Below are 24,183 nucleotides of genomic sequence, written 5' to 3' on the forward strand. Positions count from 1 at the left end.
CCGGCCCTTCCGCCGTGTCCGCCCAGGTCCCCGGTGATCACCTCACCCGCCCAGGTACTCCCCCGCCGCGTCGAGGAGCCAGGCCACGAGGTAGTCCGCGAAGGACGAGCGTACGAAGATGTGGAACCCGCCGTCCTCGCGGGCGGCGAGGACGACCTGGGCGCGGGCGAGCATGGTCTGGGCGCAGCGCCCGGGGCCGAACGCGCGGGGGTGCAGGTCGAGGGCGCAGCCGTGGGAGAGCAGGTCGCGCGCCCTCGGGCCGGTCACGAGCAGTACGGTGCGCTGGGCGGAGACGTCGGTGACGGCGGCGTGACCGGTTCCGGCGGCGGCTCGCAGGCGGGCCTCCAGGCCGGTGCCGCCCGCGGGCCCGACGACCAGCCACTCGTCGGGGCCGAGCCACAGCACCCGGGTGTCGCTCGCGGCCGTACCTGACGGTGACACGTCGGTGCCGGTGCTCGCGAAGGTACCGGGTTCGGTGGGGAGCGGGACACCGAGGGCGAGGGCGATGTCGGCCGCGGTGTCGCTCCCGGGCTCCACCCGCAGGTCGATCTGGGTGAGAAAGGGCAGTTCCGCGATGCGGAGGTTCGGGCTCGACACCGGCTCCAGCCGGGCCGCCGGGCTCGGCCGCCCGGACGGCCCCGTTCCCTGGGGCTTTGTTCCCCGCGGCTTTGTTCCGGAGAGCTCCGCCGTTCCAGAGAGCTCCGCCGTTCCGGAGAGCTCCGCCGTTCCGGAGAGCTCCGCCGCGGGCGGCTCCGTTCCGTACGGCGCGCCCGGTCGTGTCCCGCCCGGTGGGCCGTCGCGGCGCGCTCCCTCGGGGTCGTAGAGGACGTGGTGGGTGACGGTGACGGGCAGCTGTTCCCCTCCGACGGGGACGTACAACCGCTCGCCGACGCGTTCGCGCCCGCCGCTGACGAGGGCGAGGGCGAAGGTCCTGCCGAGCGCGGCGCTGCGGTAGCTGGAGGTGACGTGGCCGAGCATGGGGACCGGCGGCTCGGGCAGCCGGTCGGCGGCCACCAGGTGGGAGCCCTCGGGCAGCAGGACGTCCGGGTCGAGCGGCAGCAGGCCGACCAGGTGCTTGCGGTCGGGCCTGGCGGTGTCGGCGCGGGCGAAGGAACGCCTCCCGACGAAGTCGGCCTTCTTCTTGGACACCACCCACTCCATGCCGAGGTCGGCGGGGGTGACCGTGCCGTCGGTGTCCTGGCCCACGATGGGGTAGCCCTTCTCGGCCCGCAGCACGTGCATGGTCTCGGTCCCGTACGGGGTGACCGCGCCGGTGGCCTGGACGGCCTCCCACAGGGCGAGCCCGTCCCAGGCGCTGACATTGATCTCGTACGCCAGCTCGCCGGAGAAGCTGATCCGGCACACCCGCGCGTCGAGGCCCGCCACCCGGGTGTCGCGCCACGTCATGAACGGGAAGCTCGCGTTGTCCACGGCCAGGCCGGGGGCGAGCCCGGCCAGCACCTCGCGGGAACGCGGCCCGGCGAGCGCGACCGTCGCCCACTGCTCGGTGACCGAGGTGCAGTGGACCCGCAGCGAGGGCCACTCGGTCTGCAGCCACTCCTCCATCCAGTCGAGGACGGCGGCGGCGTTGCCGGTGGTGGTGGTCACCAGGAAACGGTCCTCGGCCAGGCGGATCACCGTGCCGTCGTCGAAGACCATGCCGTCGGGGCGGCACATCACGCCGTAGCGGATCGAGCCGACCTTGAGGGTGCTCATCATGTTGGTGTAGAGCCGGTCGAGCAGCTCCGCGGCGTCCGGCCCCTGGATGTCGATCTTGCCGAGCGTGGAGGCGTCCATGGCTCCGGCGGCCTCCCGCACGGCCCGGCACTCGCGCAGGACGGCGGCCTCCATGTCCTCACCCTCGCGGGGGTAGTACCAGGGCCGCTTCCACTGGCCGACGTTCTCGAACGGCGCTCCGCACGCCACGTGCCACTCGTGCAGCGCGGTGACCCGGACGGGGTCGTGCAGCACCCCCCTGTCGCGCCCGGCGAGGGCCGCGAAGGAGACCGGCAGGTAGGGGGCGCGGAAGGTGGTGGTGCCGAGTTCCGAGACGCCCACGCCGAGGGCATGGGCGACGACACCACTGGTGAGCACGCCGGAGGTCTTGCCCTGGTCGTGCCCGGTCCCGGCGGTGGTGTAGCGCTTGACGTGCTCGACCGAGCGGAGCCCTGCCCCGGTGGCGCGCATCACGTCGGCGACGGTGACGTCGCGCTGCAGGTCGACGAAGTGGGTCCGGTAGTCGTCGGCGGGAACGAGCCACACGTGCTCGGCGGGGATGGTCCCGGAAGGCTCTCCGCCGGGCGAGACCGCCCCCGGCTCCCGCGCCTCCCCGGCCTGCGGGATCTCCGTGTCCCGTGACGTCTCCCCCGCCCGCGGAGTCTCCGCGCCCGGTGACGTCTCCCCCGCCCGCGGGGCCTCCCCCGCTTCCCTGACGGACGCGCCGGAGGTGGAAGGGGTTCGGAGACCGGCCGCCCCGGCGGCCCGCGTCCCGGCGGCGGCGCCGTCCTCCAGGCAGGCGGCCAGGGTGCGGAGCCCTCGGGCGGCCCCGGCGACCTCGACGGCCTGGCGGGTGCTCCCGGGGACGAAGGAACCGAGCGCCTCGTCGTAGCGGAGCGTCCCCCCGGCCTGGCTGAACAGGTGGACGGCGGGGTTCCAGCCGCCCGAGACGAGCAGCAGGTCGGCCTCGATCTCACGCCCGCCGGAAGGAACCGCCCCGGAACCGGCCGCCCCGGAAGGCCTGCCGGCCGCGGCGGGTCTCTCCGAGACGGTCACGGAGGTGACGCCGTGCTCGCCGTTCGCGCGGGTGACGAAGTGACCGGTGAGCACCTCGGCGTCACCCAGGCCGCCCGTGCCGTCCAGGCCGCCCCGTCCCGGGTCGCCGGGGGCACGCGTGTCCACGACGGCGGCGATCTCGACGCCCGCGGCGGCCAGGTCGCGGGCCGCGGCGTAGGCGCCGTCCCCGGTGGTGAACACCACCGCGCGGCGGCCGGGCAGGACCCCGTACCGGTTCACGTACGCGCGTGCCGAGCCGACGAGCATGACGCCCGGCAGGTCGTTGCCCGCGAAGGCGATCGAGCGCTCGTGCGCGCCCGTGGCGAGGACGACGCGGCGGGCCCGGATGTGCCAGACACGCTCGCGGGAGGAGGCGTTCTCTCCCCTGCGCTCCACGGCGACCAGGTAGTTGTCGTCGTAGTAGCCGAACACGCTGGTACGGGTGAGCACCCGCGTCTCCGGGTGGCTCTCCAGCGCGGCCAGCGCGGTGGCGGCCCACGCCGTGCCCGGGACGCCGTCGACGCTCTCGCCGGTGTCGGGCAGGCTGCCGCCGGGCGAGGGCCGGTCGTCGGCGAGGATCACCCGGGCGCCCGACCCGGCCGCCGCGGTCGCCGCCGCCAGGCCCGCCGGGCCCGCGCCGACCACCAGGACGTCGCAGTGCGCGTACACGCCGTCGTAGCGCGCCGGGTCGGGTTCGGCGGCGAGCCTGCCCCTGCCCGGCAGGCCGGTGGCCACCAGCCCCGCGTACAGTTCGACGACGGTGGCCTGGAGCATCGGCTCGGGGAAGGGGTGCTCGATCTGGACGACGGCGTTGGGCTCCTCGGTCCAGGCGGCGAAGATCCCGCGGGGGCGTCCCAGCGCGACGCTCGTCGCGACCGTGCGGACACCGTTGGCGAGCAGCGCGGCGGCGAGCGTGTCGCCCCGGTACCCCTCGTAGTCGCGGCCGTCGAACCGGAACGGCAGTACCTCCCCGCGACGGCCCGCCCGGCGGAACGGCTGCCCGCTCACCGGCACACCGTTCTCTCACCGGTGGCCGGGAGACGCGCGCCGCCGGTGGCCTGGACGTTCACGCCGCCCGGGGGCGGCCGGTGGCCCGCCGCGCCGTTCGCCCGGCGGTTCACGCGCCCACCGACCTTGGCTCGCCCACGCGGTACACGGCGTGGAACTCGTTGGTGGCGGTGTCGCGGACCGCGTTGAACCAGCGGCGGCATCCGGCCGCGTGCTGCCAGCGCTCGGCGAACGGCCCCTTCGGGTTGTCGCGGAAGAACAGGTACCGGGCCCACTCCTCGTCGGAGAGCGCGGCGGGGTCGCCGGGGTAGGCGACGTGGGCCTGCCCGCCGTGGTGGAACTCGGCCTCGTCCCGTGGACCGCACCACGGACAGGGGATCAGCAGCATCGGTCGGGCTCCTTCAGTGGGCCACCGCGGCGGCGCCGTGCTCGTCCACGAGCGCGCCGGTGGTGAATCGTTCGAGGGTGAAGGCGGCGTTGAGGGGATGCGGCTCGCCATGGGCGATCGTGTGCGCGTAGCACCACCCGACGCCCGGGGTGGCCTTGAACCCACCGGTCCCCCAGCCGCAGTTGACGTAGAGACGGTCGACGGGGGTGAGCCCGACGACGGGCGAGGCGTCGGGGGTGACGTCGACCACCCCGCCCCAGGTACGCAGCACGTGGGCCCGCGCGAAGACGGGGAACAGCTCCAGCGCCGCCGCCATCTGCCGCTCGATGATGTGGAACGCGCCGCGCTGCCGGTAGGAGTTGTAGGCGTCGATGCCCGCCCCCATGACCAGCTCGCCCTTGTGGGCCTGGCTGACGTAGACGTGCACCGCGTTGGACATGACCACCGTGGGGTGTACGGGCTCCAGCAGCTCCGAGACCAGGGCCTGCAGCGGATGGCTCTGCACCGGCAGCTCCACCCCCGCCATCCGGCCGACGACCGAGGAGTGCCCGGCCGCGCACATCGCGACCCTGCCCGCGGCGATGCGGCCCCTGGTGGTGCGTACGGCCTCCACCCGCCCGTCCACGACGTCGATGCCGGTGACCTCGCAGTGCTCGATCAGGTCGACGCCCATCGCCGCGGCGGCGCGGGCGAATCCCCAGGCCACGTAGTCGTGCTTGGCGATTCCCGCGCGCGGCTGGTAGGTGGCGCCGAGGACCGGGTAGCGGGCGTCGGGCGAGACGTCGACGATCGGGCAGACCTCTTTCACCTCCTCGGGGCCGAGCCATTCGGCGTCGACGCCGTTGAGGCGGTTGGCGTTGACCCGGCGGACGCTCTCCCTGACGTCCTGCGGGCTGTGCGCGAGGTTGAGCACGCCGCGCTGGCTGAACAGGATCGGGTAGCCGAGGTCCTCCTCCAGTCCCTCCCACAGCTTGAGCGAGTGCTCGTAGATGCCCGCGCTCTCGTCCCACAGGTAGTTGGACCGGATGATGGTGGTGTTGCGGGCCATGTTGCCGCCCGCCAGCCAGCCCTTCTCCAGCACGGCCACGTTGGTGATCCCGTGGTTCTTGGCCAGGTAGTAGGCGGTGGCCAGGCCGTGGCCCCCGCCGCCGACGATCACCACGTCGTAGGAGGCCTTCGGCTCGGGGCTGCTCCACAGCCGGTCGGGGTGCTCGGGCAACTCCTCGGTGCTCATCGTCGTCCCCTCTCGGTCCCGTCGGCGGGCTCCGGCGCCGCGGATCCCGTCGTCATGGACGCCGGCGCCACGGACTCCGGATCCGCGGGAGTCACGGGGCGCGCCGGCGTGTCCTTCCGTCCCGCCGGCCCGCTAGCCACGCAGGCGCTCCATCGCCGGGTCGTACAGCGGCTCCTCGGCGACGACGGCGGCCACCCGCCGGTCGAAGTAGCCGATGTGCAGTTCCCTCCCCGGCACGGACAGCTCGGCGGGCAGCCAGGCGTAGGCGATGCCCTTGCCTATCGTGTAGCCGTAGGCGGCGCTGGTGACGTATCCGGCGCAGGACGCGCCGTCGTACACCGGCTCCTTGCCCATGACCACGGCGGCGGGGTCGTCGACGGTGAGGCAGGTCAGCCTGCGCCGGGGGGCCGCGCCGCGCTCGGCCAGGGCCGCGCGGCCGATGAAGTCGCCCCTGTCCGCCTTGCGCACGGCGAAGCCGAGCCCGGCCTCGTACGGGTCGTGCTCGTAGGTCATGTCGGTGCCGAAGGACCGGTAGCCCTTCTCCAGCCGCAGGCTGTTGAAGGCGCCGCGGCCCCCCGCGATGATCCCGTGCTCCCGGCCCGCCTCCCAGAGGGTGTCCCACAGCTTCGCGCCCATGTCGGCCGTCGTGTAGAGCTCCCAGCCCAGCTCCCCGATGTAGGAGAGCCGCAGCGCGGTGACGGGCACGGTGCCGACGTACGCGCGGGCGCCGCGGAAGTAGCGGAAACCGCCGGGTCCGAAGCCGGGACCGGCGAGCGGGGCCACGACCTCGCGGGCCCGGGGGCCCCAGACGCCGACGCAGCAGGTTCCCGGCGTGATGTCGGTGACGGTGACCGACCCGTCGGCGGGCAGGTGGCGGTGCAGCCAGTCGAGGTCGAGGTTGCCGTTGGCACCGACCTGGAACAGGTCGCGGCCCAGCCGGGCCACGGTGACGTCGCTGCGGATGCCGCCGTCGTGGTCGAGCAGCAGGCAGTACGTCACCGAGCCGACGGACTTGTCGACGTCTCCGGTGGAGACCCGCTGGAGGAAGGCGGCTGCCCCGCGGCCCGCGACCTCGATCCGCTTGAGCGCGCTCATGTCGTACAGGGCCACGGTCTCGCGCGAGGCCTGGGCCTCGGCGCCGACGATCGGCGACCAGTGGCGGGCGGCCCAGTCGTTGGGACGGGGGATGTCGCGGCCGTCGAGCAGGGGCGCGTTGGCGCCGTACCACTGGGGGCGCTCCCAGCCGGCGGCCTCCAGGAAGTACGCGTCCAGCTCGCGCTGGCGGGCGTGGAAGGGGCTGGTGCGCAGCGGGCGCAGGTTCTCGGCCGGTTGGAGCGGGTGGATGATGTCGTAGACCTCGACGAAGTTCTGGCAGTCGCGGGTGCGGACGTACTCGGGGGCGAGCTGGTGGGCCTCGAACCGGTTGACGTCGCACTCGTGCAGGTCGAAGGACGAGCAGTGGCCGTCGGCCAGCCACTCGGCCATGGCACGGCCCACCCCCGCCGAGTGGGTGACCCACACGGCCTCGGCCACCCAGAAGCCCCGCACGTCGCGCGACTGCCCGAGCAGCGGCATGTTGTCGGTGGTGAAGGAGAACAGGCCGTTGATCCCCGCTTCGAGCCCGGCCTCCCCGGCGGCGGGCAGCAGCGCCTTCGTCTCGGTCCAGGCGGGGGCGAAGTCGTCGTCGGTGAACGGCAGCACCGAGGGCATGACCTCGGCGTCGGCGATCGGGAGGATCTCCTCGGCGGTGATCGACATCGGGCGGTGACCGTAGTAGCCGATGCCGAGCCGCTCGAACCGCTCCCGGTAGTACAGGTCGGCGTCCTGGTGGCGCAGGATCGGCCGGACGGCCTCCTCGGCCTGCCCGGCGAGCGCGGGAACCGGACCGGTCCAGGCGAGCTGGTGGGCGAGGGGGGTGAGCGGCAGCGCCATGCCGACCATGCCCGCGATCTTGGGTCCCCAGATTCCGGCGCAGCAGACGACGAGGTCGGCGGGTATCTCGCCCCGGTCGGTGACGACGGCCGTGACCCGGTCGTCCTCGACGCGGATGTCGAGCACCTCGTGCCGGTCGAGGACGCGGACACCCCGTTCCCTGGCGCGCGCCAGCTGGACCTCGACGGCGCGCACGGCCTTCGCCAGGCCGTCGGTGGGGACGAACAACCCTCCGAGGACCCTGTCCCCGTCGAGCAGGGAGTGACGCTCCACGCACTCCTCGGGAGTGAGCAGGCGCGCCTCGACCCCCCAGGAGGTCGCCCAGCCGTGGCGGCGGTGCAGCTCGGCGAGCCGCTCGGGCGTGGTGGCCACCTCCAGCCCGCCCACCTGGAGGAAGCAGTCGAGGTCGACGAGCTTCTCGACCGTGTAGCGGGCCAGCTCCGTCATGGTCTTGGACGGGTTGGTCTGGAACACCAGCCCCGGTGCGTGGGAGGACGAACCTCCGGCGGCGGGCACGGCCCCCTGGTCGACGACGGTGATGTCGTCCCAGCCCCTGGCCGAGAGCTCGTCGGCGAGGGCCGCCCCGACGACCCCGGCTCCGATGACGACGACGCGCCGGCCCGCCATACCCACCTCCGTCGTTGCGCAGTCCGAAACGAAGTGCGCTTCCCGCAACAGATTGTCCTCCCGTCGACAACACTGTCAAGGACGGGCCGGCGGTCGTCCGCGGGGGGGCGACGGGCAGGTACGGCCGGCGGTCAGTCCCCGGCGGACACCGGGTGGATGTGCCGCGCCGTGAAGCCGAGCAGGGCCGACGCGGGCTCGAGGTCGATCGGCACGGTGCGCCCGGGAAAGCGGCGCCGCCTCCACCCAACGACTATGGCAGGTCCGCCTCCGGCGGGGGCGGCCGGTTCCCGCATGAAGCGCGAAGCGGTTGGGGCCGGTGGAGCGGCCGAAATCGGATCCTTGATGGAGAACCGTGAGCGATCATCACGGGCTTGACCCTTCGGTGACACCATGGTGGGTCCGAAACACCTTTGATCCACACGACCGTCGACCACGAGACAGACCACCTCAGGCGCCGGAGGTCTCCCGCGATGCATCCCACCCGTTCCACCCGCCCGCAGCGCATTATGGCGGTGATCAAACCCGTGCTCGCCATCCTGGGCGGATTGACCATGCTCTACGTTTGCGTAACACAATTGTATTTCGAGACATTCGAGGTCGATCCGGCCGCTGTCAGCGAGGTGCGCGACATCGGCAAGGTGCTGGCGCACACCAAACGAGAGTCTTACTATGACGGCACCACCCATGTCGATGATTTCTTGCTGATGGACGTCGGATCCTCGAATTTCGACGAGGCGCGGGCCAAGGTACGCGATCACCTGCAAAATCGCGGATGGAAAGCCACCGGAGGTGACTACCGATCCATCCGGATGGAGGCGGCCAGGTGGGAGCACACCGTCCTCAAAATAGACTCGTTCGAGAGCTACGATGCTTACGGCGACCCTCTGGATTCACCGACGAAGAAGAAAATCAGCGAAGATCCGGACAAGCAGAAGTCGTATCTGATCGTGTCTTTGACCCAGACGGGATGAAGTTCAAAACTACCAGGAATCCCCTATCCAGATCCCAGCCGCTCGCGTTTTCACCGAGCGTCATCTCGCCATGCCGAATGTTTCGTAGCCTGGGGTCGGACCCCTCCAGCCGTTCCAGCGCGCCGTTGCCGGTGACAAGCCGCTCAAGAGACATGATCAGCATTTGTGGCCGCGCTCGTCGTGGATGGTGATGGTTCAGCGCATGAGGTCGCCGTCGGTGACCCGGCGTTGACCGGCGTCCAACGTGTGGCGCGTCTGATCTTCGCGTTCGCCGTGTCGGGCGGCGACGAGGACGTGCGATCACAGGCAGGACCGCGGCTGCCGTCATCTGCGGCCGGAGTACCGGACAAAACGCCTCGCCCGTCACGGGAGACGGAGACGACGCACCGGATCCTCACGTGACGGGGTCGTGGTCGCCCGGCCGGTCACCCGGAGCCGAAGCGAGGGCGCCTCCCTTTCGGGTGGCACCCTCACCGGGACGACAGGATTCGAACCCGCGCCCCTTGACTCCCGGGTGGGCGCTCAGGAGGTGGGAAGCCAGGCCTTCACCTTGTCGGGGTTGTCGCCGACCCACTTCTCCGCGGCCTCCTCGGCCGTCATCTTGTCCTCGGAGATGTACTTGGCCACGAGGTTCTGGTCCTCGTTCGTCCAGGTGAAGTTCTTGACCAGGTCGTACGCCGGGCTGCCGGAGTCGGCGAACCTCTTGCTCACGATCTTGTCGAGGTCGTAGAGCGGGTAGTCGCAGGCCACCTTCTCGGCGTCGGCGTCGCAGCCCTCGGTGTACTCGGGCAGCTTGACCTTGACGAGCTTGACCTCCGACAGGAACCACTGCGGCTCGTAGAAGTAGCCGAGCATCGGGGTCTTCTGCTTCTCCGCCTGCCTGAAGCCGGTGATGAGCGCCGCCTCGCTGCCCGCGTAGACGACCTTGTAGTCCAGCTTCAGGTTCTTCACCAGGGCCGCGTCGTTGGTCACGAAGGACGGGTCGCCGTCGAGCAGCTGCCCCTTGCCCCCCGACTCGGAGGTCTTGAACAGGTCGGCGTACTTGTTGAGGTTCTTCCAGTCGGTGATGTCGGGGTACTTCTCGGCCATCCACGGCGGCACGTACCAGCCGATGACGCCCTTGTTGCCCGTCGGGCCCGCCGAGACGGCGACCTTCTGGTCCTCGATGTACTTCTTCTTCAGGTCGTCGTGGGCCCAGTTCTCCACGATGGCGTCGACCTCACCGGTGGCGAAGCCCTGCCAGGCGACCTCCTCCTTCAGGTCCTTCTTCGTGACCGAGCAGCCGAGATCCTTCTCGGCCACGTGGGCGATGACCGCCGCGGTCGCCTCGTACCCGACCCACGGGTTGATGGCGATGTTGACCGCGCCGCAGGCCTTCTTCCCGTCCGTGCCGGAGGCCGCCGGGGCGGCCCCGCCGTCGCTCTCGCCGACCTTCGCCCCGCCGCACGCGGAGACGAGGAGGCCGGTCGCGACCAGGAGCGCCACCGCCCGCGGTCGCCCGATCCTCGAAACTGTCACCAGGTCCTCCTGTATTGGGTTTCGTATGCCGTGTTCGGTTCCGCCCGTTTTCTCGGTCCGTCTCCCCGCTGCTCCCCGCCTCGCCCTGCCTCTCACCGGGCGCCGTGCGTCTCGGCGTCGGCCCGCCGCGCCGCCGTCCGGGTGATGCGTTCCAGCATGATCCCGAGTACGACGATCGCCACGCCCGCGGCGAGTCCCTTGCCCCGCAGTTGCAGCTGGGAGAAGCCGGCCACCACGTCGTAGCCGAGCGCGCCCGCGCCGACCAGGCCGCCGACGACGACCATGGCGAGCACGTAAATGAGTCCCTGGCTCGCCGCGAGGGTGAGCGCGCTGCGCGCCATCGGCAGTTGCACCTTGGTGATGAGCTGCCAGGTGCTGGAACCCGCGGCCGTGGCGGCCTCCACCGCGCTCGGCGCCACGCCGCGGATGCCGTCCGCGGTGAGCTTGACCGCCACCGGGGCCGCGTAGACGACCGCGGCGATGATCGCGGTGATCCGGGTCGCGCCGAACAGCCCGAGGATCGGCACCAGGTAGACGAACGGCGGCATGGTCTGCCCGGCGTCGAGGACGGGCCGCACCAGCTGGTCGACGCGGTCGCTGCGCCCCATCCAGACGCCGAGCACCACTCCGAGGATCATCACCAGGACGGTGGCCACCAGCGTCGAGGCCAGCGTCACCATGCTGTCCTGCCACAGGCCGAGCGCGACGAGCAGGGCGACGCAGACCGCGGTGACGAGCACGATCCTGACGTTCGCCAGGATCGCGGCGAACGCGATGAGCACGGCGCCGACCAGCCACCACGGCGAGCCGGTGAGCAGCGCCTCGAACGGGTTGAGCAGGCCGTAGGAGACGGCGTTCCTGAACGCGCCGGTGTAGACGGCGAGGTTGTCCTGCGCCCACAGGGTGGCCGCGTCGACCCCCTGGCGGACGTATCGTCCCAGGTTCGCCTCGCTGGGGAACTCCGCGGCCCACACGTAGACGTGGGAGAGGTAGACCAGCACGCCGGTGACCGCCAGGACCGCGCCGATCTCCGCGCGGCGGCGGCCGGGTCCGCGCGAGCGTCCGGCCCGGTGCCGGGCCTCGACGCGGCGCCCTGCGGCGGAGGTGACCCGGTCGAGCACGATGGCCATCACGACGATGGCCAGGCCCGCGTTGAAGGCGCTGCCGACGTCGAGGGTCTCCAGCGCCTTGACGACGGTCTTGCCCAGGCCGGGGGCGTCGATCAGCGCGGCGATGGTGACCATGCACAGCGCGGCCATGATGGTCTGGTTGACGCCGACGATGATGGTCCGCTTGGCCAGCGGGAGCCGTACCTTCCTCAGCGACTGCCAGGCGGTCGAGCCGAGGGAGGTGCTCGCCTCCAGGATCGCGGGCCGCACCTCGCGGATGCCGTGCGCGGTGATGCGGATCGCGGGCGGGACGGCGTAGATGACGGTCGCCACGGTGGCGCTCGCGGGACCGATGAGGAAGAACAGGGTGAGCGGCGCGAGGTAGACGAACGTCGGCATCGTCTGCATGAAGTCGAGCAGCGGGGTGACCAGGCGGTTGAACCGGTCGTTCACCCCGGCCCAGACGCCGAGCGGGACGCCGATCAGCAGCGAGAGCACGACGGCGGCCAGGGTGAGGGCGAGGGTGTCCATGCTCTCCTGCCACAGGCCCAGCAGGCCGAAGGAGGCGAAGCCGGCCGCGGTCAGCAGGGCGACCCGCAGGTTGCCCCACAGCAGCGCGACCGCCGTGGCGACGGCGACCACGCCCAGCCAGCCGACGACCGGCAGTGGCCGCCCGAAGGACGGCTGGCTGATCAGCGCCTGGACGAACGTGACGGACTCGTCGAGGAAGAGCCGGATGTAGTTGACGAAGTACAGGAAGAACGGGTTCTCGTTCCTGCTGTTGTCGATGACCTCACTGGCCTCGTTGACGCTCACGTGCAGCGGGGTCAGTTCCGCGCCGCCGAGCTGGAAGGTGTCGCGGCCCTGGACGAACACCCAGATCAGCACCCACGCCGCCACGACGGCGGCGAGCAGGTAGCGGCGGGGCCAGGCGGGCAGGCGCCGCAGGCCACCCGCCGGGGTGGCCGGAGTGGCCGGGGTGGCCGTCACCCCTGCTCCCCGGACCCGCCGGACCCGGCGGGCCCACCGGACTCACCGGGCTTGCCGGGCTCACCGGAAGTCCCGTCCGGAGACGGCTCGGCGGATTCACCGGAGACCCCGTCCGGAGACGGCTCGGCGAGCACACCGAGGACCTCCTCCGCGGTGACGGCCCCCAGCAACTCGCCGCCCTCGACGACCTTGACCGGGCGCGTCGCGCGCAGGACCGTGTGCACGACGTCGCGGACGACGACGTCCGGCCCGACCTCGGGACCGTCCAGCGGTTCGTCGGGCCGGGGCGGGCGCATGATCCAGCGGGTGGTGAGCACGTTCGCGCGGGGCACGTCGCTGACGAACTCGCGCACGTAGTCGTCCACCGGCGCCCCGACGACCTCGTCCGGCGTGCCCATCTGGACGAGTTCGCCGTCGCGCATGATGAGGATGCGGTCGCCGAGCTTGAGCGCCTCGCTCAGGTCGTGCGTGATGAAGATCATCGTCTTGCCGACCTCGCGGTGCAGGCGGATGACCTCGTTCTGCATGTCCCGTCTGATCAGCGGGTCGAGCGCGGAGAAGGGCTCGTCGAAGAAGAGCACGTCGGGGTCCACCGCGAGGGCCCTGGCCAGCCCGACGCGTTGCTGCATGCCGCCGGACAGCTGGTCGGGGTAGGAGTCCTCCGAACCGGAGAGGCCGACGAGCTCGACCATCTCCCTGGCCCGCTCGTAGCGGGCCTCCTTCCGCATGCCGCGGATCTCCAGCCCGTAGGCCACGTTGTCCAGGACCCGCCGGTGCGGCAGCAGCCCGAAGTTCTGGAAGACCATGGCGAAGCGGTGCCGGCGCAGCTCGCGCAGCCGCCTGTCGCCCGCCTTGCGGATGTCCTCGCCGTCGAACAGGACCTCTCCGGCCGTCGGCTCGACGAGCCGCGTCAGGCAGCGTACGAGGGTGGACTTGCCGGAGCCGGACAGGCCCATGACGACGAAGACCTCCTGGGGCCGCACGGTGAAGGAGACGTCGCGGACGGCGGTCACGCAGCCCGTTCTCGCCCTCAGCTCGCTCCGCGGGAGTTCCGCGAGCGGGGTCCCGACGACCCGGTCGGGACGCGGGCCGAAGACCTTCCAGAGACCTCGCACGTCAAGGACGGCCCGGTCCTCGTTCCGCGCGGCGGCTCCAGGCCGCGCCTGCTGGGTCGGTGATGTCATGGTCATGACCACCTCACGGGTCGTCTGGGGACGGGGGGCGTCCGTCAGCTGCGAAACCACCGCTGCGGGCGGGGGCGGACGTTCTGCCACACGTGCTTGGTCTCCCGGTACTCGGCCAGGCCGGCCGGGCCCAGCTCGCGGCCGATGCCCGACTGCTTGAAGCCGCCCCACTCCGCCTGCGGGACGTAGGGGTGGTAGTCGTTGATCCATACGGTGCCGTGCCGGAGCCGCCCGGCGACCCGCTGGGCCTTCCCCGCGTCCTGCGTCCACACCGCCCCGGCCAGGCCGTAGTCGGTGTCGTTGCCGAGGCGGACCGCCTCGTCCTCGTCGCCGAAGCGTTCGACGGTGAGGACGGGGCCGAAGGACTCCTCGCGGACCACCCGCATGCCCCGGTGGCACTCGTCGAGGACGGTCGGCGGGTAGAAATGGCCCGCGCCGGGGAGTCTCTCCCCGCCGCACCGCAGCACCGCGCCCTCCGCGACGCCGGACGCGACGTACGCCTCGACCCTGGCCAGGTGCGCGGCGGAGATGAGCGGGCCGGTCTCGGCCTCGGGGTCGAAGGGGCCGCCGAGGCGGATGCGGGCGGCGCGGCGTACGAGCTCGTCGACGAAGGTGTCGTGCAGGGAGTCCTCGACCAGCAGGCGGGCGCCGGCCGAGCAGACCTGCCCGGAGTGGAGGAAGACGGCGGTGAGCGCGAAGTCGAGGGCGGTCTCGACGTCGGCGTCGGCGAAGACGATGTTGGGGTTCTTGCCGCCGAGCTCCAGCGCGACCCGCTTCACCGTGGCCGCCGCCGACGCCATGATCGTACGGCCGGTCGCCAGGCCGCCGGTGAACGACACCATGTCCACATCGGGGTGCTCGGCCAGCGGGGCGCCGGCCTCGGCGCCCGCCCCGAGGACGAGGTTGCCGACGCCCGGGGGCAGCCCGGCCTCCTCCAGCAGGCGCATGAACAGGATCGCGGTGGAGGGGGTGAGCTCGCTGGGCTTGAGGACGAAGGTGTTCCCCGCGACCAGCGCGGGGGCGACCTTCCAGGAGGCCTGCAGCAGCGGGTAGTTCCACGGGGTGATGAGGCCGCAGACCCCGACCGGTTCGTGGACGACGCGGCTGATCGCGTCGTCGCGGCCGGTGTCGATCACGCGGCCCGCGTCGGTCCCGGCGATGCCGCCGAAGTAGCGCAGGCAGGCCACCACGTCGGCGACGTCGTACTCGCTCTCGGCGAGCCGCTTGCCGGTGTCGAGCGACTCGGCCCTGGCCACGTTCTTGACGTCCCGTTCGAGCAGGTCGGCCACTCTCAGCAGCAGCGCGCCGCGCTCGCGTTCCGGGGTGGACGCCCAGGTGCCCTCGTCGAACGCCGCGCGGGCCTCGGCGATCGCGATCTCGGTGTCGGCCCGGGTGGCCTCCGACACGGTCGCCACCAGGCCGCCGTCGGCCGGTGAACGGATCTCACGGTGGCCGCCCGCGACGGAATCCCTCCAGGTGCCACCGAGGTAGAGATCTGACACGAGCGGCCGTCCTTCCGGTTACCGCATGATCCGTTGCGTATGGCGCATCAGAATGCTTAACGAGGAACAGAATCGACCCTTTTTGTTCATGCAGTCAAGGCTTTACGGTCTTCATTACCGTGCCAGCCCAATCGTGAGGAGACCTCACTCGCGGCGGCCATCACCTGTTCGGCCACCCCGGGGAGTCGCTCGGACGGCAGCCGGAAGGTCGGCCCGGACACGCTCATCGAGGCGACGACCGCGCCCTCGACGTTGAAGATCGGCGCCGCCACCGCGGTCAGGCCGATCTCCAGCTCGTCGGCGGCGGTGGCGTACCCGCGCCTCCTGACGGCGTCGAGCTCCTCGCGCAGCAACCCGGCGTCGGTGACGGTCAGGTCGGTGAACGGGCGCAGCGGCCCGGCGGCCAGCTGCTCGAGCCGCTCCCTCGGGGCGTGGGCCAGCAGCACCTTGCCGTTGGACGTCGCGTGCAACGCCACCCGCCGTCCCGCCCAGTTGTAGGCCTGCAGGGCCGAGGGGCCCGCCATCTGGTCGACGTACAGGGCCTCGTCGCGATCGAGGATGGCCACGTTGACGGTCTCGCCGACCGCCGCCGCGAGCCGCTCGCCGGTGGCGCGGCTCTCGCGGACGACGTCGAGCCTCACGGTCGCGGCGCCCGCGAGCCGGACGATCCCCACTCCCAGGCGGTACTTTCCCCGGTCGGCGGTCTGCTCGACGAGCTCGTGCAGCTCCAGCGTCATGACGAGGCGGAACGCCGTGGAGCGGTGGACCCCCAGCTCCGCGGCGATCTCGCTGACGCCCAGGTCGCCGTGCCGGGCGAGCAGCCGCAGGACGGACAGCGCGCGGTCGACGGACTGCACCGCAGCGCCATCTCTCTCCAGCTCGTTGCTCATGACACAACTTTAAGCGGGTCACGCACGAGGCCCGCCTCCCGGGCGCTTCCCGGCGCCGCCGCGCCCCGTCGCACCTCCCGGCGCGGTACGTCATGATCTCGCCGCCGTGTCACCCGCGCCGGCGGCGGGCCGGTGTCACCGGCCCGCCGCCGGCGGGTCCGGGCTCGGCCGGCGCGCTAGTTCAGGACCCGGTACCGCAGGTGAGTGGCGTGGCGGGACTCGATCACCTCGGCCCGCTCCAGCCGGATCGGACCGCCGAGGTGATCGAACAACCGGGTCCCGCCGTTCAGGATCACCGGGGCGACGTGCACGAACAGCTCGTCGACCAGCCCGGCCGCCAGCGCCTGCCGGATGATGCCGGCGCCGCCCATGATGTGCACCCGCCTGTCCCCGGCGGCCGCGATCGCCTGCTCGACGGCGTGCTTGACGCCCCCGGTGACGAACGTGAACGTGGTCTCGCCCTTCACGACCACGTCGTGCGGGCGGTGGGTGACCACGAACACCGGCAACCGGTAGAACCCGTCCTCGGCGTCCCAGCCCCCGGTCTCGTCGTAGACCTTCCGGCTGGTGATGACAGCCCCGGCGATCTGGCGTTCCTCCCCGATGGCGAGGTCCATGCCCCGGTCCTCCTCGATCCAGGCGTGGAGGATGTCGCCCCCCTCGCCCAGTCCGGGGTACCGGTCGAGGTTCGGGCCGGTGACGAAGCCGTCCAGCGACATCGAGATGTTCGCCTCCACAAGTGCCATCGTCCTGTTCCCTTCCGTCGTCGCGTCGTCCTCCGTGAGGCCGTTCATCCGTACAGCCGTCCTCCGTGAGGCCGTTCATCCGTACAGCCGTCCTCCGTGAGGCCGTTCATCCGTACAGCCGTCCTCCGTGAGGCCGTTCATCCGTACAGCCGTCCTCCGTGAGGCCGTTCATCCGTACAGACGTGCGGGCCGGCGAAACTCATCGGTCGCTCGCCGGCCCGCCACTCCCCCGGCCCCCCGGCACGCGAACACGCGAGCACCCGCGCATCCGGCCGCGCCAGAATGGGCGTGGCCCGGGCCCCTGACAGGAGGAGCACAGTGAGCGGCGACGAGCCGGACTTCGACGATCTCACCCGCCGCCACCGGCGTGAGTTGCACGTGTACTGCTACCGGATGCTCGGCTCGTTCGACGAGGCCGAGGACCATGTCCAGGAGGTGTTCCTGCGGGCCTGGCGCTCGCGCGGGAGCTTCCAGGGCCGGTCGAGCGCGCGCACCTGGCTGTACCGGATCGCGACCAACGCCTGTCTGGACACGCTGCGCCGCGACGCCCGCCGGGCGACCGGGGCGCCGTCGGGCGCCGAACCGTCCGTCGCGGCCATGCCATGGCTGCAGCCCTATCCGGACGCCCTGCTGGACGAGCCGGCCGCCGACCGGCCCGGCCCGGAGGCGACGGCGGTGAGCAGGGAGACGATGTCGCTGGCGTTCCTGGCCGCGATCCAGGTGCTGCCGCCGCGGCAGCGAGCGGTGCTGATCCTGCGCGACGTGCTGACCTGGTCCGCCGGCGAGGTCGCCGCCCTCATCGAGACGACCGTGCCCGCGGTCAACAGCGCCCTGCAACGCGCCCACGCCACGCTGCACCGGCGCTGGCCCGGCGGCCGGCTGGACTGGGCCCCGGCCGCCGAACCCGACGCGGACCAGAGCAGGTTGCTCCAGCGCTACATCGCCGCCCACGAACAGGCCGACCCGGAGGCGTTGATCGCGGTGCTGCACGAGGACGTCCGGCTGTCCATCTCCCCGGCGATCGGGCAGTGGACGGGCCGCGAGCAGACCGCCCGCGCCCTGCGGGCCGGCATGAACGCCCTCGGCGACTGGCGGCTGCTGCCGATCACCGCCAACGGCCGGCCCGGCGCGGCCGGCTACCTGCGCCGGCCCGGAGACGAGGCGTTCCACCCGTTCGTCCTCACCGTGCTCCACATCGAGCACGGCCGGCTGACCGATATCGCCGCCTTCGAACAACCGTCGATGTTCCCGGCGTTCGGCCTGCCCGCCTGCCTGTGAAGCGGGTCCGCGCGGACGCCGGCGTGCCCGGCACACCGGCCCTGTGGCACCGCGTCGCCGCAAGGCGCACTGCCGATCTACCGGGGCGCGCCGGTCCGCGACCAGGCCTGCTGGACGGTCCTGTAGTCGGTCACGACGATCCCCTCCTGCCGGAGGAGTTCGCGGGCCTGCGGCGATGTCAGGAACTCGTGGTCGGTCCGGCGTACGCGCCAACCGCCGTCGATCGCCCGCGCCTCCTCGTTGCCCAGGCCGGGATGCACCGCCCACTCGCTCAGGCCGACCGGCAGGTCGCGCAGCAGCTCGGCGTATCGCGCCGCCTTGCCGTCGATGTCGAGACTGAAACTGTCCAGGAAATCGTTGTCGGTGACCGGCATGCCCCGCCGTCGTGACTTCCGGCGTCCGGGTTCGAGCCAGACCCGCACCGCCAGGCCGTACTCCCCGGCCAACGCCACGGTCAGGTCGAAGATGTCGTCGCGTCCGCCATCGGCCAGACAGTGCCAGTCCAGATGGGTCGGCGTCAGCCCGGTGCCGACCACGGCCTCGACCTGTGCGCGGAACTCGAGCTCCACCTCGTCCAGACGAGCCCGGGCGAGAAGCTCGGGAACCTGGGCGGGCGTGAACAGTTCGCCCGCCTCGTCGAGCAGCGAGGGCACCTTCTCCTTCGCGGTCAGCGGCCCCCACCGGTAGTGGGTCGTGTCGCAGAACAGTGTGAGGTGGATCCCGAACGGGATCTCCGGTCGATGGCGGAGCAGATGCATGGCGTGCGACGCCCACGGACACGGCACCATCAGACTGCACGAACTGGCGATCCCCTCCTCGATCGATTCGACGACCGCGGCGTTGATCGCGTGGTACATCCCGAAGTCGTCGTTGTTCACGATGAGCACCCGGGCATCGGGAGGGAAACCCAGCAGCTCGCTCGACAGAACCGAGGGAGTGGCGGCCGCGGGCTCAAAAGCATGGTCGTCCATAGCCGCAGGGTGAAGGAGCGGTGAGGGGCACGTCCAGTCGATTGTTCTGAGCGGTCCCGGCAGGAGTCATGCGGGGGAAACCGCGCTCCCCCGGGTGGGCTCCGCGCCATGACGAACCACCCGCCGAACCGTCCCAGGTCTGGGCGCGGTGCACCCGCTGGGAAACGAAACGCTCCGTGTGGCAGGGTCTGCTGTCATGCGCCTCCATGACGCCATCGCGGCCGCGGACACGGCCATCCGCACCGATCCGCGTTACTCCGCCACCGAGCACCTCGTCGTGGCGTACCGCGGAGACGTCCTCGCCGGGCACACCTACCGGGAGCGGCGGCCGGACGAGCCGGGAGACGTCTTCTCCCTCACCAAGAGCGTCCTGTCCACCCTGGTGGGTCTCGCCGTCCAGGACGGCGCGCTCGAGACGGGGACGGCGCTGGGCGACCTGCTCGGCGCCCGGGTGCCACCGGCTCGTCGCGAGGTGACCGTACGGCATCTGCTCACCATGTCGGGCGGGGCGGAGCACACCGGCCGCTTCGACATCGACGAGGTGATGGAACTGCCCGGCGGCTGGGTCGACGTCCTGCTGTCGGCGCCGCAGCTGCACGCGCCGGGCACGCGCTTCGCCTACGACAACGGCGCCGCCCACGTCCTGGCCGCGGCGCTGCAGGAGGCCCTCGGCCGCGACCTGCAGGAGTACGCGGCCGAGCGGCTCTTCGACCCGCTGGGCATCACCGGCTGGACGTGGCCTCGCGACCCGGACGGCCTGTCCTACGGGTTCGGCCACCTCCGTCTCTCCGCCCTGGACCTGCTCCGATTCGGCGAACTCTGGCTCGACCCCGACCCCGACGTGCTGAACCCCGCCTACGCCGCCGAGGCGACCGCCGCGCACAGTCCCGGCGGCCCGCCGGAGAACCTTCCCTACGGGTACCTGTGGTGGACGGCCCGCATCGCGGGGCATCGCGCCTTCGTCGCCGGCGGTTACGCGGGCCAGCACATCGTGGTCGTCCCGGCGCTGCGGCTGGTGACGGTGACCACCGGTTCCGAGGCTGCTCTCCCCCCGGGGTGGCTTTCGGCGTTCACCCTCGTCCCGGCGATCGTGACCGCCGCCTCCGGCGGGTGAGGGGCGCGGGCACGGTCAGCGGGGAGAGCCGTCGCGGTGCCGGTAGAAGTCCGTGTGCTCGGCGGCGAGCGGGGTGTTGCCCAGGATGAGGTCGGCCGCCTTCTCCGCCACCATCATGACCGGCGCGTAGATGTTGCCGTTGGTCACGTACGGCATCACCGAGGCGTCCACCACGCGCAGCCCCTCGAGGCCGTGGACCCGCATCGACAGCGGGTCGACCACGGACATGGCGTCGACGCCCATCCTGGCGGTGCACGAGGGGTGCAGCGCGGTCTCGCCGTCCCTGGCCACCCAGTCGAGGATCTCCTCGTCGGTCTCGACGCCGGGGCCCGGTGACAGCTCCCCCGCGTTGAACGCGTCCATCGCGGGCTGGTTCAGGATGTCGCGGGCGATCCGGACGGCCTCCACCCACTCGCGCCGGTCCTGGTCGGTGGACAGGTAGTTGAAGCGCAGCGCCGGGTGGACCGCGGGATCGGTGCTCGTGATCTTCACCGAGCCGCGCGAGTCGGAGTACATCGGCCCGATGTGAACCTGGTAGCCGTGCCCGCCCGCCGGCGCGGAGCCGTCGTAGCGGACCGCGATGGGCAGGAAGTGGAACATCAGGTTGGGGTAGTCGACGTCGTCGTTGCTCCGGGCGAAACCGCCCGCCTCGAAGTGGTTGGTCGCGCCGGGGCCACTGCGCAGGAACAGCCACCGCGCGCCGATCAGCGGCCGGTTGCGCCACTTCATCGCGGGCTGCATCGACACCGGCCGCTTGCAGCCGTACTGGATGTAGACCTCCAGGTGGTCCTGGAGGTTCTCGCCGACGCCCGGCAGGTCGTGCACGACGTCGACGCCGAGGGCGTCCAGCTCGGCGGCGTTGCCCACCCCGGAGAGCTGCAGCAGCTGCGGGGTGTTGATCGCGCCGCCGCACAGGATCACCTCGCCCGCGTGGACCGTCCGGCCGTCGTACTCGACGCCGACGGCGCGCGTGCCCTCGAAGAGGATGCCGGTGACGTGCGCCCGCGTCCTGACCTCCAGGTTGGGGCGGTTCATGACCGGGTGCAGGTAGGCACGGGCGGCCGACAGGCGGCGGCCCCTGCTGATGTTGCGGTCGAAGCGGGCGAAACCCTCCTGGCGGTAGCCGTTGACGTCGTCGGTCAGCGGGTATCCGGCCTGCTGCACCGCCTCGAAGAAGGCGCCGAACAGCGGGTTGCGCACCGGTCCGCGCTCCAGCACCAGGGGGCCGCCCCGCCCGCGCCAGGAATCGGCGGGGTCGGCGGCCAGGCAGTTCTCCATGCGCTTGAAGTACGGCAGGCAGTGGGCGAAGTCCCAGGTCTCCATGCCCTCGTCGGCGCCCCAGCGCTCGTAGTCCATCGGGTTGCCGCGCTGGAAGATCATCCCGTTGATGCTGCTGGAGCCGCCCAGCACCTTGCCCCTGGCGTGGTAGATCCGGCGGCCGTTCATGTGCGGCTCGGGCTCGGACTCGTACTTCCAGTCGTAGAAGCGGCTCCCGATGGGGAAGGGCAGCGCGGCGGGCATGTGGATGAAGACGTCCCACGGATAGTCCGGGCGGCCCGCCTCCAGCACCAGCACCCGGTTGGCGGGATCGGCGGACAGCCGGTTCGCGAGGGCGCTTCCCGCCGAGCCGCCCCCGACGATGACGAAGTCGTACATGTCTGCCTCGCCTCGTTCAGCAGGAGGTAATGGCCAAAATTGTAGCGAATAGCGCAATAAGCTGCACCATTCGCAACGGCGATTGTCCCTCCGGTGGCATTTGTTGCCCCCCAGCGCCTACAGTCCCGCTATGGGCAACGATCCCCTCGGCGGCCGTACCGCCGACAGCAGTGGCGGAGTCCAGTCCGTCGACCGGGCCATCACCATCCTGGAGATCCTCGCCGAGCGCCGCGAGGCCGGGGTGAGCGAGATAGCCCAGGAGATATCGGTGCACAAGTCGACGGCGTTCCGGCTGCTGGGCGCGCTGGAGTCACGCGGCCTGGTCGAGCAGGCCGAGGAGCGGGGCAAGTACCGCCTCAGTTTCGGGATCATCCGCCTCGCGGGCGGGGTGGCCTCCCGGCTCGACCTCACCCAGCAGAGCCGCCCCGTCTGCCGCCGTCTCGCCGAGGAGATCGGCGAGACCGTCAACATCGCCGTGCTGCGCTCCCACTACGCGGTCAACCTTGACCAGGTACGCGGCCCTGCGGCGGTCACCACGCACAACTGGGTCGGGGAGCTCACCCCGCTGCACGCCACCTCCAGCGGCAAGGTCCTGCTGGCCCACCTCGACGACCTGCACCGGGCCCGGCTGGTCGCGGCGGGCGGCCTGGAGCCGTACACCCCGCACACGATCACCTCGGCCGACGCGCTGGAGGCGCAGCTTCTCCAGGTGCGCGAGCGGGGCTACGCCGTCACCGTCGAGGAGTACGAGATCGGCCTGAACGCCGTCGCGGCCCCCATCCGCTCCCATGACGGCGAGATCGTCGCTGCGGTCAGCGCGTCCGGCCCGGCCTACCGCTTCAGCGAGAAGCGGCTGCACGAGCTGGCACCGGTCATGATCGCCGGAGCCCTGGACATCAGCCACCGCCTGGGCCACACCGAACGGATCTGAGCGCCCGGTCCCTCCTGGTCGCCGTGCGCGACCCCAGGGGCCCCGGCGGCCCCGAGCCCCGCTTCGCCGCGGATCGGGTGAGCCGCGGCGCCGCCATGCCGTCGCGGCGGCGTGCCGTCACCGGCCGGGCGAGCGCTGGGCGGGTCTGCCGCCGAAGCGCCAAGGATGGACCTCCGTGCGGCCGCCGCCGGCCGGCAGCAGTGGCGACGGCCCCTCGCGTACGCCGGTGGGCCCGCCGCCGGCTCGCCGCGTGGCCGGTCGGTGCCGATCCGGGCGCGGGGGCAGGCCGAGTCGTGATCACTCTCGGCGCCGACGGCCGGCCCCGGGCTACGGCTGGGGGAAGTCCGTGGTGTGGGCCAGCTCGCGGCCGGCTTCGATGTCGGCCTTGAGGGCTTCGACCTTGCCGCCGGCGTAGGAGTAGGCGTCGGATCCCAGGAGCCGGCGAAGCGGCCCGTCGCCGGAGACGGCGAGGGAGATGATCGCGGCGGCGCCCTTCACGGGGTCGCCGAGCTGGCTTCCCTGCAGGTCCAGGTGGCTCCTGGTCATCTCGCGGATGGACTCGTAGCCCTCCGTCGTCGAGGCCGGCAGCGCCAGCGAGTCGCTCGTCAGGAAGCTGGTCCGGAAGTAGCCGGGCTCCACGACGGTGACCTTGACGCCGAACTCCGCGACCTCGCCGGCGAGCGCCTCGCTCAGGCCCTCCAGCGCGAACTTGCCCGCGCAGTAGAGGCCCCAGCCCGGAAGGGCGACCAGGCCGAGCACGGACGAGATGTTCAGGATGTGGCCGCTCCTCCGTGTCCTGAAGATGGGCAGCACCGCTCGCAGCACGTTCCACAGCCCGAAGATCTGGACGTCGAACATCTGCCGGGCCTCGGCGTCGGTGGTCTCCTCGACCGAGGCCAGAAAGCCGTAGCCGGCGTTGTTGACGACGACGTCGAGACCTCCGAAGCGCTCGGTGGTGCGGCGAACGGCCTCGGCGACCGCGGTCTCGTCCCCGAGGTCGACGTTGAGAGCCAGCAACCGCTCGGTGTCCACGTCGCCGAGGGCCTCGGCGAGGCGCTCGGTCGAGCGGGTGGTCGCGGTGACGTTGTCGCCACGCTCGAGCAGTTGCCGCACGAGCTCGAGGCCGAGGCCACGGGAGGTACCCGTGACGAACCAGGTCGCCGGAGTGCCGGTGGGGTAGGTCATGTCGATCGTCTCCTCGATGATGGGTCGGTGTTCCGCCGCCGGGCCCCGCTCGGCGGCGGCATGGACTCCAGTCTTCGTGGCGAGATCACCCCGAGGAGGGCCACAACCTGCCCTTCTCGTCCTGGGACCGGGCAACCTAGGACGCGGCGGACCAGGTTGATCCGTGCAGTTCCTGCG

The 24,183-nt window shown here is 71.7% G+C and carries 17 protein-coding genes; 4 read left to right on the forward strand and 13 right to left on the reverse strand.

From position 1 onward, the window contains the following. Nucleotides 1-42: 42 nt before the first annotated feature. The 4 genes from ACTOQ3_RS12325 to ACTOQ3_RS12340 all read right to left on the reverse strand — a co-directional run bounded on the left by ACTOQ3_RS12325 (nt 43) and on the right by ACTOQ3_RS12340 (nt 7,961). Nucleotides 43-3,780 (reverse strand): sarcosine oxidase subunit gamma family protein, encoded by a 3,738-nt coding sequence (locus ACTOQ3_RS12325; RefSeq protein WP_440083515.1) that lies wholly within the window; start codon nt 3,778-3,780, stop codon nt 43-45. Between the two features lie 109 nt (nt 3,781-3,889). Then, entirely contained in the window at nt 3,890-4,168 is a 279-nt protein-coding gene (locus ACTOQ3_RS12330; RefSeq protein WP_440083516.1) for a sarcosine oxidase subunit delta, read from the reverse strand. 13 nt (nt 4,169-4,181) lie between these two features. Beyond that, the gene (locus ACTOQ3_RS12335; RefSeq protein WP_440083517.1) at nt 4,182-5,402 is read right to left on the reverse strand and encodes a sarcosine oxidase subunit beta family protein; all 1,221 of its coding nucleotides are present in this window, start codon (nt 5,400-5,402) and stop codon (nt 4,182-4,184) included. Between the two features lie 132 nt (nt 5,403-5,534). After that, nucleotides 5,535-7,961, reverse strand: a complete 2,427-nt coding sequence (locus ACTOQ3_RS12340) for a GcvT family protein (RefSeq protein ID WP_440083518.1) — start codon at nt 7,959-7,961, stop codon at nt 5,535-5,537. 470 nt (nt 7,962-8,431) lie between these two features. Here ACTOQ3_RS12340 and ACTOQ3_RS12345 point away from each other — a divergent pair, with 470 nt between their 5' ends. Then, nucleotides 8,432-8,932, forward strand: coding sequence for a hypothetical protein (locus ACTOQ3_RS12345; protein ID WP_440083519.1), 501 nt, complete (start codon nt 8,432-8,434; stop codon nt 8,930-8,932). A gap of 522 nt (nt 8,933-9,454) precedes the next feature. Here ACTOQ3_RS12345 and ACTOQ3_RS12350 read toward each other — a convergent pair. From ACTOQ3_RS12350 to ACTOQ3_RS12375, 6 genes are all read right to left on the reverse strand, one after another. After that, on the reverse strand, nt 9,455-10,450 hold the full coding sequence (locus ACTOQ3_RS12350) for an ABC transporter substrate-binding protein (protein ID WP_440083520.1): 996 nt from the start codon (nt 10,448-10,450) through the stop codon (nt 9,455-9,457). Nucleotides 10,451-10,542: 92 nt separating this feature from the next. After that, entirely contained in the window at nt 10,543-12,549 is a 2,007-nt protein-coding gene (locus tag ACTOQ3_RS12355) for an ABC transporter permease (protein ID WP_440083521.1), read from the reverse strand. Next, complete coding sequence (locus ACTOQ3_RS12360; RefSeq protein WP_440083522.1) at nt 12,546-13,739, reverse strand: quaternary amine ABC transporter ATP-binding protein; 1,194 nt, start codon at nt 13,737-13,739, stop codon at nt 12,546-12,548. Before ACTOQ3_RS12360 ends, ACTOQ3_RS12355 begins: the two co-directional genes overlap by 4 nt. A 38-nt stretch (nt 13,740-13,777) precedes the next feature. After that, nucleotides 13,778-15,235 (reverse strand): aldehyde dehydrogenase family protein, encoded by a 1,458-nt coding sequence (locus tag ACTOQ3_RS12365; RefSeq protein WP_440083523.1) that lies wholly within the window; start codon nt 15,233-15,235, stop codon nt 13,778-13,780. An 86-nt stretch (nt 15,236-15,321) separates the two neighbouring features. Further along, a complete protein-coding gene (locus ACTOQ3_RS12370; protein WP_440083524.1) occupies nt 15,322-16,125 on the reverse strand; it encodes an IclR family transcriptional regulator in 804 nt (267 codons plus the stop codon). Nucleotides 16,126-16,301: 176 nt separating this feature from the next. Beyond that, on the reverse strand, nt 16,302-16,871 hold the full coding sequence (locus tag ACTOQ3_RS12375) for a dihydrofolate reductase family protein (protein ID WP_440083525.1): 570 nt from the start codon (nt 16,869-16,871) through the stop codon (nt 16,302-16,304). A gap of 282 nt (nt 16,872-17,153) precedes the next feature. Between ACTOQ3_RS12375 and ACTOQ3_RS12380 the strand changes: the two genes are divergently transcribed. After that, nucleotides 17,154-18,149 (forward strand): RNA polymerase subunit sigma-70, encoded by a 996-nt coding sequence (locus tag ACTOQ3_RS12380; protein ID WP_440083526.1) that lies wholly within the window; start codon nt 17,154-17,156, stop codon nt 18,147-18,149. A gap of 77 nt (nt 18,150-18,226) precedes the next feature. Here ACTOQ3_RS12380 and ACTOQ3_RS12385 read toward each other — a convergent pair whose 3' ends face one another. Further along, nucleotides 18,227-19,120 (reverse strand): polysaccharide deacetylase family protein, encoded by an 894-nt coding sequence (locus tag ACTOQ3_RS12385; protein ID WP_440083527.1) that lies wholly within the window; start codon nt 19,118-19,120, stop codon nt 18,227-18,229. A 196-nt stretch (nt 19,121-19,316) separates the two neighbouring features. Here ACTOQ3_RS12385 and ACTOQ3_RS12390 point away from each other — a divergent pair, with 196 nt between their 5' ends. Then, nucleotides 19,317-20,234 (forward strand): serine hydrolase domain-containing protein, encoded by a 918-nt coding sequence (locus ACTOQ3_RS12390; RefSeq protein WP_440083528.1) that lies wholly within the window; start codon nt 19,317-19,319, stop codon nt 20,232-20,234. 15 nt (nt 20,235-20,249) lie between these two features. On the opposite strand, the gene betA is transcribed toward ACTOQ3_RS12390, so the two are convergent. Then, nucleotides 20,250-21,890 carry a choline dehydrogenase gene (gene betA, locus ACTOQ3_RS12395; protein ID WP_440083529.1) on the reverse strand — a complete coding sequence of 547 codons (1,641 nt, stop codon included), beginning with the start codon at nt 21,888-21,890 and terminating at the stop codon, nt 20,250-20,252. Between the two features lie 130 nt (nt 21,891-22,020). Between betA and ACTOQ3_RS12400 the strand changes: the two genes are divergently transcribed. Continuing rightward, nucleotides 22,021-22,821, forward strand: a complete 801-nt coding sequence (locus ACTOQ3_RS12400; RefSeq protein ID WP_440083530.1) for an IclR family transcriptional regulator — start codon at nt 22,021-22,023, stop codon at nt 22,819-22,821. A gap of 327 nt (nt 22,822-23,148) precedes the next feature. Here the strand turns inward: ACTOQ3_RS12400 and ACTOQ3_RS12405 are convergent, their stop codons facing one another. After that, nucleotides 23,149-24,006, reverse strand: coding sequence for an SDR family NAD(P)-dependent oxidoreductase (locus tag ACTOQ3_RS12405; protein WP_440083531.1), 858 nt, complete (start codon nt 24,004-24,006; stop codon nt 23,149-23,151). Between the last annotated feature and the right edge of the window lie 177 nt (nt 24,007-24,183).

Source organism: Streptosporangium sp. LJ11, from assembly GCF_051918945.1.
Taxonomy (GTDB): Bacteria; Actinomycetota; Actinomycetes; order Streptosporangiales; family Streptosporangiaceae; genus Streptosporangium.